11 protein-coding genes are annotated in these 17,211 nt (G+C 56.3%); 4 read left to right on the top strand and 7 right to left on the bottom strand.

The genetic code is table 11. From position 1 onward, the window contains the following. The first annotated feature begins 485 nt into the window (after window positions 1-485). The gene (locus Q2T94_RS17015) at window positions 486-2,423 is read left to right on the top strand and encodes a ligand-binding sensor domain-containing protein (RefSeq protein WP_302265900.1); all 1,938 of its coding nucleotides are present in this window, start codon (window positions 486-488) and stop codon (window positions 2,421-2,423) included. A gap of 83 nt (window positions 2,424-2,506) precedes the next feature. On the opposite strand, the gene Q2T94_RS17010 is transcribed toward Q2T94_RS17015, so the two are convergent. After that, entirely contained in the window at window positions 2,507-3,601 is a 1,095-nt protein-coding gene (locus tag Q2T94_RS17010) for a branched-chain amino acid aminotransferase (protein WP_302265899.1), read from the bottom strand. Between the two features lie 99 nt (window positions 3,602-3,700). Then, entirely contained in the window at window positions 3,701-4,759 is a 1,059-nt protein-coding gene (locus tag Q2T94_RS17005) for a 3-isopropylmalate dehydrogenase (RefSeq protein ID WP_302265898.1), read from the bottom strand. A gap of 168 nt (window positions 4,760-4,927) precedes the next feature. On the opposite strand from Q2T94_RS17005, the gene Q2T94_RS17000 reads away from it, so the two are divergent. Together Q2T94_RS17000 and Q2T94_RS16995 are read left to right on the top strand one after the other, a co-directional pair. Continuing rightward, window positions 4,928-6,115 (top strand): sensor histidine kinase, encoded by a 1,188-nt coding sequence (locus Q2T94_RS17000; protein WP_302265897.1) that lies wholly within the window; start codon window positions 4,928-4,930, stop codon window positions 6,113-6,115. A 5-nt stretch (window positions 6,116-6,120) separates the two neighbouring features. Further along, window positions 6,121-6,810 carry a response regulator gene (locus tag Q2T94_RS16995; protein ID WP_302265896.1) on the top strand — a complete coding sequence of 230 codons (690 nt, stop codon included), beginning with the start codon at window positions 6,121-6,123 and terminating at the stop codon, window positions 6,808-6,810. A 131-nt stretch (window positions 6,811-6,941) separates the two neighbouring features. On the opposite strand, the gene wecB is transcribed toward Q2T94_RS16995, so the two are convergent. The 5 genes from wecB to Q2T94_RS16970 all read right to left on the bottom strand — a co-directional run bounded on the left by wecB (window position 6,942) and on the right by Q2T94_RS16970 (window position 14,355). Next, complete coding sequence (gene wecB / locus Q2T94_RS16990) at window positions 6,942-8,126, bottom strand: non-hydrolyzing UDP-N-acetylglucosamine 2-epimerase (RefSeq protein ID WP_302265895.1); 1,185 nt, start codon at window positions 8,124-8,126, stop codon at window positions 6,942-6,944. A 54-nt stretch (window positions 8,127-8,180) separates the two neighbouring features. After that, a complete protein-coding gene (wecC, locus tag Q2T94_RS16985; protein WP_302265894.1) occupies window positions 8,181-9,413 on the bottom strand; it encodes a UDP-N-acetyl-D-mannosamine dehydrogenase in 1,233 nt (410 codons plus the stop codon). 113 nt (window positions 9,414-9,526) lie between these two features. Next, on the bottom strand, window positions 9,527-11,317 hold the full coding sequence (locus Q2T94_RS16980) for a glycosyltransferase family 4 protein (RefSeq protein WP_302265893.1): 1,791 nt from the start codon (window positions 11,315-11,317) through the stop codon (window positions 9,527-9,529). Then, complete coding sequence (locus tag Q2T94_RS16975; protein WP_302266453.1) at window positions 11,310-12,422, bottom strand: glycosyltransferase; 1,113 nt, start codon at window positions 12,420-12,422, stop codon at window positions 11,310-11,312. The genes Q2T94_RS16980 and Q2T94_RS16975 overlap by 8 nt, the downstream gene beginning before the upstream one ends. A gap of 229 nt (window positions 12,423-12,651) precedes the next feature. Continuing rightward, window positions 12,652-14,355, bottom strand: coding sequence for a CgeB family protein (locus Q2T94_RS16970; RefSeq protein ID WP_302265892.1), 1,704 nt, complete (start codon window positions 14,353-14,355; stop codon window positions 12,652-12,654). Window positions 14,356-15,220: 865 nt separating this feature from the next. Here Q2T94_RS16970 and Q2T94_RS16965 point away from each other — a divergent pair. After that, on the top strand, window positions 15,221-17,188 hold the full coding sequence (locus tag Q2T94_RS16965) for a hypothetical protein (RefSeq protein WP_302265891.1): 1,968 nt from the start codon (window positions 15,221-15,223) through the stop codon (window positions 17,186-17,188). Window positions 17,189-17,211 lie beyond the last annotated feature (23 nt).

Raw genomic sequence — 17,211 nt, 5'->3', positions numbered from 1 at the left:
TTAGGCCGTAGGAGCAATATCTAGATAGAGTTAAATGGATAATGCCGACGCTCGAATGCCGTCTACCATATGGAGATTTGAGGTCTGTTGATGTCGGAACTAGGGAAAAACGACGCCAGTCTGTACCTAGAACGCCGCCTCAAATTCGTCACACGCTTCCGAGTTGTTTTCGTCACCAAAGCGGACAGATTCCCGTGAATCGTGAATTACCGCCGGATTGAGTCAGGGGAAAATTTGGATAACTGTCACTACCGCCCTGAAGGAGGATGATGGACGACCCGTCAGATGCAAACCAGAACCACGGAGTTTCTGTTCCGCTTTGTACCGATGAGCTTAATATCCAGCGGCGTACCTTGCTTGGACTAGGACTTGTAGCGACATCCGGGCTATTCGCTGGCGATTCTTTGCAAGATCGGCACCACGTCAATACGCCGTCGCCGAAACCACCAACTGCCGCTCAGAGGGCATGGCCCAGAACGTTGCGGATGCTGCAACCAGCGCGCGGCGTCGTCAAGACGTTCAATGACGTGTACGTGATGACGTCGATTTCCCAGGTGGCCTCCATCAGCACCCGTGCGGGCGCACCGCGGCTGGCAATCATCATGACGGCCCAGAGCAACCAACTCCAGATCATAGACCCTCTCGGTGGGGTCCTGGAAAAGGTCATTACCCTTCCCCAGAACTTGATCGCACGAGGGCTGGCCTGGGACCCGAAAACACGAACCTTGTACGTGGGCGCAACGAACGGACGCATTTACGGCTACCACTACGACGAGGCTAACCTTGTCGTCCTGGGTCAGGTGGCACCAAAAGCCGCCAGCCTCTATGGACTGACCATTGATTCAACAGGACGACTATGGGGCGGAAGCTACCCCGGAGGCGTCGTGTGGAACTACACGCCAACTACGAAGAAGTTTGCCCAGCTCCCCCGCATCGACGCCAATTCCGACTATGTCCGTTCACTGGCCATCACCGCCGACGACACAGTATACGTAGGCACGGGAACCACCGTGCCCAAGGTAGTTTGCTTCCCTGCCGAATCGCCTGGCAAACGGACGACCCTAAAGCTTCCGATGCTTCCCCCGGTTGGTTTCGTCAACCAGATCACAGTGAACGGCGATCGTGTCCTGATAAACGCCGACAAGGTGAAGACCCAACTAGTTTGGAACCACCGAACCAAGAAAATAACCACCGCCGCATTGGAGATGGCACAGCGACAAAGCGCCGGTTCTCCCGGCACGCAGACAAGCTTCTGGATCAACAACAAGGTGCTTTACTCAACCGATGCCACGACCGGAAAGGATACGCCGCTGGGCAGCCTAGGCGTCGCCTCCCCCGAACACATCTGGACCGGCAACGACAGCGTCTATATCCTCAACCGCGACGGAACCGAAGCCGTGACCCACAGGTTTGATTTGAAAACCAAGAAGGCCACGATTCAATCGTCCACCACACTCAAGGGCGCGGGAGTGGCCGTTCATAGCCTTCTTGCCCATACTGATGGCAAGCTCTACGTCGGGGGCTTTCAAGGTCAAGGCATCGCCACTTTGAACCCCGACAACGGGGCACACTGGCAGTCGCTGGATACCGTGGCACCAAACCAGATATCGGGAATGGTCCAGTGGGACGCGAAGAAAACCTTCATCGGTTCCTACGGCTCCGGAGACATCATCAGCTTCGCCACTTCACGTGCGGCGGAGGGCAATAGCGCCTTCAAACTCTTGGAGCGACTGCGTACCAAGTATGGCCAGTCCAGGCCCTATGGATGGGCGAGGAACAAGACTCACGTATTCTTTGGAACCGTTCCCGAGTACGGGCTGAGCGGAGGTGCCCTAGGCATTATCGATCCTTTGACCGACACCATCGAAGGCGTCTACAACAAGCTGATCCCGAACCATTCCATAATAGGACTGGTGGCGGACGAAAAATATGTTTATGGGACAACCTCCACGCGCAACGGATACGGTCTCCCGGACACTAAGGGGAACGCCAAGGTCTTCGCCTTTGACTTGGCAACTAAAAAATTGGCATGGACCCGCCACATCCCCGGCCACAAGGCAGCCATGAAGCCGATCTTGGTAGCTGACAGGATCGTGGCAGCGACCCTCGAGGGACTCGTGATCCTCAAGGCATCCAACGGCACCCTTGTCCAGAGCCACGCCTTTACCGGCCTACTAGACAAAAACTTCCGTCCGGGATGGTCCTATGCCAGCGTCGAGCAGTTGGGTGACAGCCACCGCTTCGTTCACGCCGTGGAAGGTGCAATGCACGTAGTTGACCTCCAGAACGGCACCTTGCGCAAGGTTCACGGAACCTCCGCGACCGGTACGGTCATGACAGCAACCCACGATGGACGGGTTTTCGTCAACCAGAATGATATTGGCGTTGCGGAAGTAGCCACGGAACCTCGGAAGCGTTCGTGATGCCTCATCGGAGGCTACCTCGGCATGACAGCAAGTTGGGTGTGACTCATAAAGTCACACCCAACAAAGTCTACGCAAACGACTTAGGCCATTCGTTCGAGCCAACCGTGACGGTCTTCAACGGCACCGGTCTGGATGCCCAGCAATTCTTCGCGCAGCGCCATGGTCACTTCTCCTGCGGGTGCTTCCGGATCGCCGATGAGCTCGTCGCCGTTCTTCAATACGCCAATCGGGGTGATGACGGCGGCGGTGCCGCAGGCAAAGACCTCCTGGATGTCCCCGCTGGCAATGCCCTCGCGCCATTCACCCAGGGTGATGGTGCGTTCCTCCACCTCAAGGCCGCGGTCCGTGGCCAGGTGGATGATCGAGGAACGTGTGATGCCTTCAAGGATGGTGCCGGTCAGGCGCGGGGTGACGAGCTTGCCGCCCTTCATCACGAAGAAGACATTCATGCCACCAAGTTCTTCCACCGCCTCATTGTTGAACGGGTCGAGGAAGAGGACCTGCTTGCAGCCGTTTTGTTCGGCCTCTAGTTGCGCAACAAGGGAAGCGGCGTAGTTGCCGCCGCACTTGGCAGCCCCGGTGCCGCCGCGTCCGGCGCGCGCGTAGTTGTGTGACACCCAAATGCCCACCGGCTTCAGCTCCCCGCCGAAGTAGTTGCCGGCCGGGGACGCAATGACGCGGTAGGAAACCTTGCGAGCCGCCCGAACGCCCAGGAAGGCCTCCGTGGCAATCATGAAGGGGCGGAGGTAGAGCGCTTCACCGTCACCGCTGGGGACCCAGTGCACATCCGCCTTGACCAATCGTCGCAGTGACTCGACAAAAGCTTCCTCGTCCAACTGCGGAAGCGCCAGGCGCTCGGCGGATCGATTCAGGCGGGCTGCGTTCGCATGCGGACGGAACGTCCAGATGCTGCCGTCTGCATGGCGGTAGGCCTTTAGGCCTTCGAAGATTTCCTGGCCATAGTGCAGCACCGAGGCCGCTGGATCCATGGCAATAGGGCCGTAGGGTTCGATGCGCGCGTTGCTCCAAGTGCCCTGCGGTCCTTCACCATCGGCCGACCAGTCGATGACCGCGGTGTGGTCAGTGAAGAAATCCCCAAAACCTGGGTTCGCCAGAATCTCGGCGCGTTCCTGATCGCTTTTACGGTGAGTTGAGAGATCTTCAATGAATTCCATGATGCCGTCAGGCTTCCTCTTCGACAGGGTGTTGCGGTGGCAAGCCAGCAGGGGCTTGCCACCCTAAGAATTGGTTCCTAAATGAACCTAGTCACCAGCTTAAGCCAGTGCGGCAACGATTGCATCGCCGATCTCCGCCGTGGTGCGCGGATCGGTCATTTCATCGCGTGAGGCAATGTCGCTTTCCACTGCTTCCTCAACCCGGCGGGCCGCCTCTGGAAGACCCACGTGGTCAAGCAGGAGGGCTGCCGAAAGGATTGCCGCAGTCGGGTCCGCCTTTTGCTGGCCGGCGATGTCGGGGGCCGATCCGTGGACCGGTTCAAACATTGAAGGCGCGGTGCGGTCCATGTTGATGTTTCCGGATGCGGCCAGGCCAATGCCACCGGTGATGGCGCCGGCCTGGTCGGTGAGGATGTCGCCAAAGAGGTTGTCGGTGACGATGACGTCAAAGCGCGACGGGTTGGTCGTCATGAAGATGGTTGCGGCATCGACGTGCAGGTAGTCGTGGGTGACATCCGGGAATTCGGCAGCGACTGCCTCAACGGTCCGGCGCCACAGGTGGCCGGCAAAGACCAACACGTTGTGCTTGTGGACCAGCGTCACATGCTTGCGGGTACGCTCATTGGCACGGCGGAAGGCGTCGCGCACGACTCGCTCGACGCCGTGGGCAGTGTTGATTGACACTTCGGTGGCGATTTCGTGCGGTGTACCCACGCGCAGGGCGCCGCCGTTACCGACGTAGGGTCCCTCGGTGCCTTCGCGGACGACGATGAAGTCGATTTCGCCGGGGTTTGCCAACGGGCTCGGGACCCCTGGGTAAAGCTTGGAGGGGCGCAGGTTCACGAAGTGATCCAGGCTGAAGCGCAGCTTGAGGAGCATTTCGCGCTCGATCAACCCCGAAGGAATGCGGGTATCCCCCGGCGCTGCGCCGACAGCACCGAAGAGGATGGCGTCATGGCCGCGGAGCGCAGTGAGCGTCTCCTCCGGAAGGGTCTCCCCCGTCTCCAGCCAATGCTCGGCACCGAGCTTATAGTCGGTCAGTGCCAACTGCACGCCAGAGGCTTCGGTTGCCTTCTTCAGGACCTTCACGGCCTCGGCAATTACTTCAGGACCAATGCCATCACCTGGAATGACGGCAATATTCAAGGATTCGCTCATGCCTACGAGTTTATCGACTCGTATCACTATGTGAGCAACCCATCTCATATTGTGAACGGCGCACCGATTACGCTCCAATTCTCATGCCACGGCATGACGATTGCCCTCCTTCAACACCGTAGGCTAATCAAGTAAGAAGAAGCAGCCCCATTGCCCGTGCAGGATTCGATGACGCCACACCGCAGCCTAGATAGGTGGATTCGCGAGAATCCACACAAGGTCGATCTGATCCTTGGCCTCGGGATATGGCTCGTCTTCGGGCTTCTCGCCGGAATCATGCTTGGAGTTTCGGGAAACGGCTGGCAATTGGCCATCCTGGGTACCGTCCAAACGCTTCCATTGATTTGGCGACGCCGGCATCCTGGGCTGGCTGCCGGAATCATTGTCCTCGCCCACCTCATCCAAGTTGCAGTCACCGACGAGTTATTGCCTTCCCAAATTGCCGTGCCGATAACAGTGTATTCGTTGGCCGCCTATGGACGACGCTGGCAGTCATTCGCTGGTCTCGCCGCGGGATTCATGGGCGCACTTCTCGCCAGTATTCGAGTGGGGGCCTGGTCCGCAGGCAGCTCACCGGAAGCTGCGGTGCGGAATTTCATCGGGCTCGGCCTCCTGGTCTTGGTGGCCTGGACGTTTGGGGATTTGGCCCGCACGCGACGGTTGACCCTGCAGACGCTCGAGGACCGCGCACGGAGGCTTGAAATTGAGCGGGAGCAGGAACGCGCCTTGGCCGCCGCTGACGAACGCAGCCACATTGCGCGAGAAATGCACGATATCGTTGCCCATTCACTGTCGGTGATCATCACGCAGTCCGATGGTGCGCGCTACGCAAGTGAACACGATCCGGAGATCGCCCGGGAAACCCTCACGACCATTTCACAGACGGGACGAAGCTCGTTGCGCGAGATGCGCCGGCTGCTGGGTGTTCTGCGCAGCGATGAGGAGGCTTCAACCCGTCCCCTGCCCGCCCTCGTCGACGTTCCCGAATTGCTGGATGCCACGCGCATGAGCGGCTTGGCCATCAGTTTCACGCAGGAAGGCACGGCTCGGCGTGGGCTTCCGGCAGGTGCCGAGCTCACCGTATACCGGGCCATGCAGGAGGCCCTGACCAACGTCCTGAAGCACGCCGGACCCGAAGCCGCGGCCGGCGTGACTCTGCGCTGGGACAATCGGGGACTCCAGCTGCTGGTATCTGACTACGGGCGCGGGGCCGGTGCCCTGGGAAGCTCCGCATCCGGCCAGGGCCTTCGGGGAATGGCCGAACGAGTTGCCCTCTACGAGGGTCACGTCGAAGCAGGACCCGCACCCGGCGGAGGCTTCCGCGTTTCCGTATTCATCCCCTACACCGAGGACTAAGAGCTTTGCCAAAAGAAAACCCCATCCGCGTCGCCCTGGTCGACGACCAGCTCCTGGTCCGCAGCGGCTTTAGGATGCTCATTAATTCCCAGGCCGATCTTGAGGTTGTTGCCGAGGCATCCAACGGCCGCGAGGCCATCGCCTCCCCTGCACTTGTCGCGTCGGATGTCATTCTTATGGACGTGCGCATGCCGGAAAAGAACGGCATAGAGACGACCGAGCTGTTGCTTTCAGGACCATCCGAGGCGGCACTTGGCCCCAAGGTCATTGTCCTCACGACCTTTGACCTGGACGAGTACGCGCTGGCCGCAATACAGGCCGGCGCCAGTGGCTTCTTGCTCAAGGACGCTCCTCCGGAAGAATTGCTGGAATCCATCCGTACCGTCCACCGCGGGGATGCAGTCATCGCGCCGTCCACCACCCGGCGCCTTCTTGACCATGTAGCGCCGATGCTAAGACGCTCTACCCTTCCTGACAGCGCCCATGTCGTGGCGGTGCAGTCCCTAACGAGAAGAGAGCGCGAAGTCTTTGAATTGATTGCCTTGGGCCGGTCCAATCCGGAAATTGCCGCCGGACTTTTTCTTTCCGAAGCAACGGTCAAGACGCATGTGGGGCACATCTTGGCCAAGCTCAACGCACGGGATCGAGTCCAAGCCGTTGTTATCGCTTATGAGACCGGAATCGCCTCGACCTAGTTTTCGGGCACCGATTTCGGTCCTATTTCACGCTTGGACGACCGCTGGCGAAGTAGCGACGGCTGCCAGATAAAAGAGGCACTGATCTCCAACCTGGCGTTGGTAATCAGTGCCTCTTGATGTGCTTCGAACTACATGCTCGCGGCATTCACCAGACTGTCCTCGGAGGGCAAGTTCGAGTCAAAGTCCTCCATGCGTTTGCCAACGCCAAGCAGCTCGGCAATAGCTGCAACCGTGCGGATTGCTGCCTTGCCGTCACCGTACGGGTTTGTCGCCATGGCCATCTGCTCGTAGGCAGCAGCATCATTGAGCAAGAGCTCGACCGATTCAAAGATCTTCTCTTCGTCGGTGCCGATGAGCCTCACGGTGCCGGCGACAACGGCTTCCGGGCGCTCGGTGTTCTCGCGCATGACGAGTACCGGCTTTGCAAGGCTCGGAGCTTCTTCCTGCACGCCACCGGAGTCGGTAAGCACAATGTTTGCCGCGGCGATGAGCCGGGTGAATTCACCGTAGGCCAGCGGCTCGGTCAGGGTGATGTTCTTGCGCCCCTCGATCTCCGGCAGCAGGGCTTCACGCACGGCGGGGTTGCGGTGCAGGGGAAGAATGAACTCAACCTCCGGTTCAGCAGCCGAGAGGCGTGCCAAGGCGCGGCCTATGCCGCGCATGGGCTCGCCTTGGTTCTCGCGACGGTGCGTCGTGACCAGGACGATCTTGCGACCGGAGGACACCAGCACTTCAAGCTTGGGGTCGCCGAACGGAATGTTCTTTTCAACCACGGTGAACAGGGCATCGATGACGGTGTTACCCGTGACCGTAATGGTCTTCGGATCAATGGTCTCGTTGATCAGGTTCAGCTGGCTCAGCGTGGTGGGAGCAAGGTGCAAGCTGGCGATCTGCGAGGTCATCTTGCGGTTCGCTTCCTCCGGGAACGGAGAAAAGATGTCGTAGCTGCGAAGCCCCGCCTCGGCGTGGACCACCGGGATGCCCCGGTAGAACGCGGCAATGGCGCCTGCAGTGGACGTGGTGGTGTCCCCCTGGACCACGACGGCGTCCGGCTTTTCCTGCTCAAAGATCGCGTCCAGACCATTGATGGTCTTGGTGAGCAACGAGTTGAGGGTCTGCCGCGGCTGAATGACGTCGAGATCGTATTCAGGGGTGATGTCAAAGAGTACATTGACCTGGTCGAGCATCTCACGATGCTGGCCGGTAACTGTCACCACACAATCAAAAAGCTCGGATTCCTGCAGGGCCTTCACGATCGGTGCCACCTTGATGGCTTCCGGTCGGGTGCCGTAAATCGGCATGATTTTCTTCACGATAACCTATCCGTTGGGGCGAATATTGAGTTGGTTCGACGTGCTGTCAACAGCCTAGCGCCACAATCCGCGAGTATCGATGACATCCTTGCCGGCCAGGGCGGTAGCGGGAACTGCCTTGAACTGGTCGTGGTCAACCAGGACCACGACGGTGGAGGCTTCTTCAAGGGCGGCCTCGGTGTTGGACAAGGATACGTTGCGGATTCCAGCCAGGCCCTTGGGCAGCTCTTGGATGTGTGGCTCAACCAAGAGGAGTTCAACGCCAGGAGCCATTTCGGACAGAGACTTGGCGATCGCGATGGACGGGGATTCGCGAAGATCATCGATGTTGGCCTTGAACGCCAGACCCAAAACGGCAACCTTGCCGTTAAAACCGGGCGTTTCAGTCGACTTGATGACCTTGTCCACGACCCATGAAGGCTTTGCATCGTTGGTTTCGCGTGCCTGGCGAATCAATTTGGATTCCTCGGGCGCGGCAGCGACGATGAACCAGGGGTCAACGGCGATGCAGTGTCCGCCAACACCGGGTCCCGGCTGCAGAATGTTTACGCGCGGGTGGTGGTTTGCCAGCTCGATAAGCTCCCACACGTTGATGCCGACTTTATCGGAAATCACCGACAGTTCGTTGGCGAAAGCAATGTTGACGTCGCGGAAGGAGTTTTCAACCAACTTTGCCATCTCGGCGGTCGTGGCATCCGTAACTAGGATTTCTGCCTCGCAGAAGACGTTGTAGAGGCCTTTGGCCATTTGTGCGGCCTCGGGCGTGATGCCACCGACAATGCGGTCATTCGTGACGAGTTCTTCCATAACACGGCCTGGCAATACGCGCTCAGGGCAGTGAGCAATATGGAGGCTCGCAGAGTCCAGATCGGAACGGGCAGCGAACAAGCGGTCAGCCATATGTTGGGTTGCACCGGGAGGAGAAGTGGACTCAAGGATGATGAGTTCGTTGCCACGAAGCTGCGGGGCAATCTTGTCGGCTGCCTCTTCGATGTAGGACAGATTGGCGCTGTGGTCGGCATTGAAGGGAGTCGGCACGGCCACGATGTAGGCATCTGCGGTCGGTGTATCAAAGCTGGCGCTCAACGTTCCGTTGGCCACGGCAGCCGCAACGAAGTCACCTAGTGCAGGTTCAACGAACGGAACCTCACCGCGATTTACGGCATCAACCGTGCGCGGATTGACGTCTACTCCCCTGACGATGATGCCCTTCGAAGCAAGAATTGCTGCAGTCGGCAGTCCGATGTAGCCAAGTCCAACGACGGCAACTTCTTTGATACTCGTCACTATGACGTTTCCCCTTGGTTATAGTGGGCGTACCAAGGCGTGAAAACAACCGAGGCACTGAAGTTCAGAAGGCTACTATTCGTAACCTCGACCAGAATACTGCATTCATCCATTCATTGCAGTTTGTCGGTGATCAATTTGTATGTCTTAGACAAGTTTCGCGCGTTGGCAGCCCAGGTGCGTTCGGCGAGCATCTGCTTTCTCCCCTGGGCCCCCATAGAAGCTCTCTTCGATGGTTGCCGCAACAATGTCCTCATCGCCTGAGCCAGTTGATTGGAGTCGTCTGGTTCCACCAGGAGTCCTGTTTCGCCATGCACAACGAGCTCGCGTAAGGCTGGCAGGTCCGCCGCAATGACGGGAACTTCACAGGCCAAGGCCTCGACGGGCTTCAGTGGGGTTACTGCCCGCGTCACCGAAAGATTCCTGCGCGGAACAACGAAAATATCCAACGCACAATGATAGGTTCGAGCATCTTCCCGCGGGACCCGACCAGGAAAAATGCAATGCTCAAAAATACCGAGCGATTTGCTCAGTTCCTTGAGATTGTTAGCTTCAACACCACTTCCGACTATTAAGACGCGTAGCATCGGATTGTCTGGAATAAGTTGTGCAGCGGCCCGGATCAAAAGATCCAATCCTTCGTAGGCAACCAGACTACTGACGGTGCCCACGTACTGGTGCTCCGTGGAGAGTCCCAGCATCCGACGTGCCTGCGTGCGTCCAATTGGCGCTTCCAGAAACGCGTCCCCAATGGCATTAGGAGCAATTGAAATCTTGGAGTCTGGAACGCCTTGTTCAACTAGTTCAGCTTTCATGGCCTCACCCAAGGTCACGACGTGGGTCGCTCGAGAAGCAACGAATGCTTCCCGTTCCTTGAACAACCTATAGCGCTGGGAAGACTTCGCACCCTCTGGACGTGTCGAGGCCCATGTGTCCGCCAGCTGTCCGCGGACCTCGTATACCCACGGCAAGTTATAGGCTTCTGCAACGCTCATGACAGCAAGCGCATTGGAGAAGTCAGTTGTTGTGTGCAGAATGCTGGGTCGCAATCGAATCACGGCCTCGGCCAGAGCGTCTGCTTGCTGCTGGATCTTCGAACGCATATCCGACTCATAATGTGCCGGAACAATTCGGCGGTAGTGGATGCCGTCAACTACGTCTAGTTCTCTCGACCGAAGGTTCCCTACAGAAAGCGGGTAACCGGCCCTCGTGAGAACCTCGATTTTCCAACCCAAACTTTTGAGGGAGGTCATGATTGAATGCGAGCGCTGGGCGTATCCGCTTCCTGTGTGCGGGAGTGAATTCGTTAGGAAGTGCAGAGCCGTAAATCGGTCGGATGGAGCGTGTTTGCTGGGCTCGCCGATCACGGTTCTGGGCAGGTCGCCCCGAAAAATTTTTAATTCACTTTGGTAGTGACGAAGCTGCTTATTGGAAGATGAAACTACGGATGCCAAGATATCGATCGCCCCTTGCATGTCACCCAAATACCAGGCGTGCCGGGCGCGAGTTCTGCACAATGCAACGTGCGTTGAGTCGCGTTCCTTCAGTAAGTGTTGGGCGCCCACCGGATCTTGAATCGCGACGGCCATGTCACCCAATCGAGCCAAAGTCTTATCAGGAAGCGTCGACGTATCGACTCTCCTGAGATATTCACCAAGTCCCGATGTGTTGCCTGACAGTAGTAGCCCCGCACTCTTGAGTTCGACTGCTTGTTTGGGGAGAAAGCGAATAAAAACGCGAGCAATCTCAGCCAGTAGTCCAGAGTCAAAGCGCCGCGCTGCCTGCAGAAAGAAGTAGATTGGATCATCAAGCACGTTGTCGCCGATGATTCTGGCAGCGGTGCGCAGGCTCCTCACCGCATGAATGAAGTCGCTTCCACTATTAACCGAGTCCCTTTCAGCCATGCTTTTTCTCACTCGTGATGATTCCGTTGATCAAATCTACGTACTTTTCGCCTAGTTTTTCCAATGATGCTTTCTCAAACACCCAATCCCGACCCGTCTTTCCGACATCGAGTTTCTGCTTGTCTGTGAGCAGTTGCCGCCATAGGTCCGCTATGTGGATCGGATCGTGGTCTACGATATCGCCGGCAGCTGCGTCGGAGATGATTTGCGCTGCTTCGCCTTTGACTATTCCGGTGATGTGGCAGCCCAAAGACAGCAGCTCATAAATCTTTGAAGGCACCGTATGGTTGAAGCTGGCCCAATCGTCACGCAAGCTCACCACACAGGTATCCGCCCATTCATAGTGAGATCTAAGTGCATCGCCTCGGGCTGGTGCCTGAAAATCGATTCTTGCATCAATTTTTTCTGCGTAGCGGCGCAGGCGATCACTAGCGGTTCCGCCGCCAACGATCCGCAGTTTTACGTGCTCAGGCACCATCGTGGATGCAAGAATTACTGATTCCAGTCCCTGGCTTTCCCCTAGATTCCCAAGATAGAGCACATGGAGCTTTGCATCTGTGCGTTTCGGACGATCGTGGAGTGGTTCAAAGTGTCTGGTGCTGATCCCGTTGTGAATGGTTTGCACCGCCCGTACGCCGTCGCGAGCCAATATGTCAGCAAATCCGTCCGTCACCGTCACGACGACTGTCGCGCGACGTTGAACGGCCCGGACTGCCCCGTGCGCCAGCCGAGTCAGCCATTTCCAACGAAGAATTCTTGAATCCGAGATCAAGTCCGGCCAGGCATCCCGCATTTCCAAAAGAAGCGGTCGCCTAAAAATGGTCGCCACGATGAATCCAATAAACATTGTCGGCAACGCAGGAACGGTTGCTATCACAATGCTCGGCCGCGCCTGGAGCAAAGCCCTCGGAAGCATCAAAGCGCCATCGACGATGTTTTTGGCGATCTTGCCGGCGATGTGGCTCGGCTTCTTCATAGACGGATAACTACGGATGTGTTCTCCGTGTGGTCCAACCTCAATTGAGCGTAGCCGTCGATTGGACGAAGTGGAGTCGAATTGCTCAACTGTTCTTGGAGTTACGACGTTAACTCTCCAGCCAGCCATACGAATGACGTAGACGAACGAGTCCCAACGCCGTTGTGGTGGCGAAACCTCCGGAGAATAGGAATGCGTCAGCAATAGAACGCGCACGGCCCCAACTGACATCTTCCACCTATCTCCTGGAGCAATAACCCCACTTATATCCATCGATTCTGCGACAGATTCGTCCAGCATCTTCCGCCGCCCAAGCAGTACGAGTACAGCTACCCACATTTTGGAGCAGCAGTCCGAATCAAAACATGATGTGCTGTTCGTTTAGTCCGAATGACGACACCACACCCGTCGCGAGCAAGTCAGTCTCTTCGATTGACCAGGTATGCCCTTCGCCCTGTACTGAACGCATCTGCACAAAGTTGAAGCGGTCGGCCGAGTATATCGTTCCACCGCCATCTACAACGTCTCTGAGAAAGTTGGTGTCCTCTCCCCTGCCCAATTCAAGGAACGGAACATCTTGCATCATTTCACGGGTCGTGAAAATCGTAGGCCCCATGACCAAGTCCGTGAACCGATGCTCACGCTCTTCGAATCGCAACAATGTGGCATTACGATCCGCCAGATACATGTAGTGTGCCTGCTTGCCTACCACATTTGCTCCACTGTAGCGGTGGGCCGCTGCTTGGTCCTGCAGGTAATTGAAACCGTAAAGGTCATCGTCGTCCATCTTCGTGACATAGAACCCGGACGCCGCGGCAGCTGCAAGATTGAGACACGCACCAAGCGGCGTTGTTCGCGGCTGATGCATGAGAACAAGGTTTTCAATTCCATGTTCGAGCGCCGCTGCCCGTACCGCACGTTCGTCAAGTTCGAATCCATGGCTCAGTAAGACAAGCTCGGTTTCAACGTTCACCTGTTTGCCTACTGTGGCAAGGATGTGCCCGATTTGTTGCGGCCTAATGGTGGACACTAGGGCGGAAATGCTTGCCCTCTGTGTCATTGAAGAAGGTTGAGGCGATTCGACGTTGATTCCCGAAGCATGCAATACCTGTTCTGCGCGATGCGCATACGTATGTTGCTGCCAAATCTTGCGTTGCCCGAGGTGCACAGTTCTATCACGCAGCTCCCGGCTGCGGACCAAGGACCGGATCATGCTCGCCGATTCCTCGCGGGTGCCGACTTCGAGTACTTCCGACTTGTCAAAAAACTCCGCAATCGCTCTGCTTGGTGCGGTCACGACGGGCGTGCCCGACGCAGTGATCTCAAAGATTCTGCGCGCACACATGCTCGGTGAATCAACCACGGAGTTCACGTTGAGAAAGACCTTATAGGCCTTGTATGCGGTGAGCATCTTCTCATAGGAGAGACTCCCAACCACCCGATCGTTGAACGGCGCCGGAAACTGGTAGATAGAATCTCCGCCGAGTTGCCGGGAGAAGATCTCAAGCCCGTGCTCCATGGCCCCAGACACGTCCAGCGCGCCAGTGAGCAACATGTCCATTTGCTCACGGCGTTCGGGAAATTTGTGAGCAAAGTACATGCCCGCAAATGCAACATCACGCGCCTGAAATCCTCGTTGTGGACGAATGGGATTGTGCACTGCCGGTTGGGCGGCAAAGCTCAACGCCTCGACGTTGTCATGCCCAAGATCCACCTTGTATCGTTCAATTTGAGTCGAGTCGGAAGTCAACACCGTGTCAAATAGCCGGGCAGTAGCCAAAAAGTCTTCGTAGTGGGGTGGATCTTCTTTGTTCCAGAAGACCGTTGGGATGTGCTGGGAGTTACACCAAGCCACCAGCTTCACGATGGCCGGTCGCGGCGCGGACGTCCCGGTCAAATGGTACGACCAGGCTTTGCCATTTCCGGCCCAGGCAGACTCGACAAAAAGCAGGTCAACTGGTGCAGCCGTCAATTCCTCAAGCCACGTATCTGGCTTGACTGCAAGACAGTCCCACTCATATGCCCAAGCTTGAGCTGAAAATTCATCCAGAATTACTGCCACACGCGGTCTAGACCCCAAAACGGATTTCCCATTTGCTTGAAGCGGAGGAAAATCCAGGACTATTGGGCCATTCCATGAGGAATGAATCTTCCGCCCTTCAATGCTAGTGGTGCCGTTCTGGGCCAATGCGGATTTCCGGCGTCTCCAACGGAGCAGCTGTTCCAGCCCGCCTTGCCTAAAATGCCAAAGAGCAATCCGCAAATTCTTGATGATGGGTTCCTACTGTTGTGCGTGCGCTGATTTCTATGCCGTCCTGCAGAGCTTGACGGACCACTCAAGTGTAGTAGATTTATTTGATTTACATTGCTCCGAATCCAGCGCTACAACCATGTTATAGCTAGCGTAAATTCATGCTCTTGCGGGTCCGCATTCTGAATCCGACACGTGATGAATTCCGAACCAACCGCATGTTTCAATAAATCAACAGACGAGCTACTTCTCCAACGGACAGACGGCGGAGACCAACGCAGGGCTTTGCGCGAGGCAATTCTGACCATGCAATTTTAACGGTTCGAACGTGTCAGTCAATGATGTCGCTGGCCAGTACGTGGTAGCGATATGCCGTCAATATTGCGTCGAAAGGAACTTACGCATGCTGTAATTACCAGGCCACCCGTGTTTCCTGATAACTTGGCCGCACGACGGGGAATTGAACTAGGTTACGGTGGGCATCTTAGGGATGTAGAGCGCGAAGTCCTCAAATGGAAATATCCCCATGTGCGGTGCTTCGTAGATACTGCGTGTGAACATTTGCAGAACAATTCAAGCGAAGACTTCCATGCGAGCTGTCCTGGTCCGCGCGACTGATAAGGTCGAAAATCAGTTTCCCCTAGCAGCCAGAAGAATTCAAGGGATCAGCAGAACAATGAATTTTCCTCTTTTTCCGCGGGGCTTTGTCTACTCAAAGCACTTCGTGAAACTACCCGACGATGTTGCTCACTTCGCTCGACGAGATACTAGTATGGGCACATTTTGGTTTGCACCTGATCTTCACCACGAAGTATTGGAAGCCGAAGATTTGACCGTCGTGCTTTTCGGTCATGCGCACTACGTTACCTTCGACACTTCTGACAATGACCTGCTGAACATCACGAGAAGAATCGCTACTGCTTGGATGGAGTCCGGCAGCGCTGGCGTCGAAGGAACCCTATACGACTTGGCGGGCAGGTACGGGCTGTTCATCCGAAGCACAAGTGGTTGCTACGTTTATCAGGACGCTCATGGTATGCGTTCGATTTATCACAACACCGAAGCAACCGTCCTAAGTTCTCATGAAAGATTGCTTGCCGACATTACCGGCGCCAGACGAGCGACGAGCCGCCTTTCCGAGCTTCCTTTGAGTATCAGGTGGAGCCACAGTAAATACGCCGGTATCCGGTCGTTAATCCCGAATCATCGTCTCCAACTTGAGACGGGAACGAGCGAACGGTTTTTCGGCCATGAGGCAAACCCCCATCACGGCCTATCGAACGAACAACGCGTTGATATGGTCCATCAGCTCTGGAGCGAGCAGCTTCGGGCATTAGCGCGGAATCACAAAATCGCATTGTCGATCACGGGCGGACTTGACAGTCGAACGTCACTTGCGATTGCACGCCCGCACTGGGACAGCCTCCACACCTTCACCTACACGACAGCCCCTGACGAAGGAAACGGGTGGGCAAAATCCCTTCACAAGGATGATGTCATAGTCCGGCAGATTTTAGACGTCGTCAATGTCAAGCACACCCTGCTTGACCGAGGGAACGCGACCCCAGTTGATCGCGGGCAACAAGACATCATGAATAGGAACTCTGCCGGGCTGCACGGTCAATGGCTGCTGAATCTGTATCGCAAGCACATTTCAGGACCCGACGTAGTTCATTTACGCGGCAACCTCAATGAAACGGCGAGAAACTACTACCACGATTTTGTTGATCTCTCTACTCCCCTCGAAGGTGTTCGCCAAATGATGCGTAGCCAGGTTCGGGTCAAGAGGCCGGCTCTGGTAGCAGCTATTGATGAAATCTTGGAGGAGCTGGAGAAGGAAGTCGTGGAGGTCCAGCTGGACCGGATCGATCCGTCCTACGAAATCCTGGACTTCTATTACTGGGAGATACGGATGGGTCGCTGGTTCTCAGAAGTCTTCAATGAGACCGACGCCGCTTTCGAGACATTCATACCGTTCAACCACCGGCGGATCATCGACATTGCCTTGTCGTTTACAGGTCAGGAACGCCTCGACGGAGTGCTGTTCCGTGAGTTGATCAACAAAAACGCGCCGTTCCTCAATTTCTTCGGTGTCAATGAAACCCCCAACCTCTACGAACAGTACCTACGCACGGTGCCGTCTGCGCCCGTGCCGAATAGATCTGTTCTACCATTGCAAACTATTTCGCTTTCGGACCGACAAGGCGTCCTAATCAAAAGCGTTCCATTTGACGGTCTGTTGTATATTCCCGAAGAATTCCTCAAACTTGGCAATGAAGCTTCAGTTGAATATCCTTTGGTTCAATTCATGGGGTCGAAACTGCGAGCAGACATCAAGATACAGATTGACAATTCATATTCAAGTCCCAACGGTCAGCGATATTTGGAGCTGATAGTAGAACTGGATGGACGGGACATCGCCAAACATGATCTGGCCCATTGGCCGGAGCCCTTCGCCATCTCAATCACCAACGTTACGGCTGACTCGAAAATCAGAGTGCGCATCCGGTCGCTGCGCGACAGCCCCAAGAAATCGTGGGAAACGGCGAGCAAGACCAAGATCGAGATCTCCGCGGTGAACAACTTTGACCCCGGACGACGGATATTGACCGACAATCCATACGCCTCGCTAACGAATGAATAAAATTGCGGTGACCCGCACGGCTA

The sequence above is a fragment of the Paeniglutamicibacter sulfureus genome (genome assembly GCF_030512175.1).
GTDB classification, from domain to species: domain Bacteria; phylum Actinomycetota; class Actinomycetes; order Actinomycetales; family Micrococcaceae; genus Paeniglutamicibacter; species Paeniglutamicibacter sulfureus.
The sequence above is the reverse complement of the archived record's forward strand: the minus strand, read 5'-3'. Positions and strand labels throughout refer to the sequence as shown.

Excerpts from the sequence above, each read along its gene's own strand:
- Q2T94_RS17000 (WP_302265897.1), top strand. The coding sequence starts at position 4,928 with ATGACGCCACACCGCAGCCTAGATAGGTGGATTCGCGAGAATCCACAC.
- Q2T94_RS17005 (WP_302265898.1), bottom strand. The coding sequence starts at position 4,759 with ATGAGCGAATCCTTGAATATTGCCGTCATTCCAGGTGATGGCATTGGT.
- Q2T94_RS16965 (WP_302265891.1), top strand. The coding sequence starts at position 15,221 with ATGAATTTTCCTCTTTTTCCGCGGGGCTTTGTCTACTCAAAGCACTTC.
- Q2T94_RS16975 (WP_302266453.1), bottom strand. The coding sequence starts at position 12,422 with ATGGCTGGCTGGAGAGTTAACGTCGTAACTCCAAGAACAGTTGAGCAA.
- Q2T94_RS17015 (WP_302265900.1), top strand. The coding sequence starts at position 486 with ATGCTGCAACCAGCGCGCGGCGTCGTCAAGACGTTCAATGACGTGTAC.
- Q2T94_RS16980 (WP_302265893.1), bottom strand. The coding sequence starts at position 11,317 with ATGGCTGAAAGGGACTCGGTTAATAGTGGAAGCGACTTCATTCATGCG.
- Q2T94_RS17010 (WP_302265899.1), bottom strand. The coding sequence starts at position 3,601 with ATGGAATTCATTGAAGATCTCTCAACTCACCGTAAAAGCGATCAGGAA.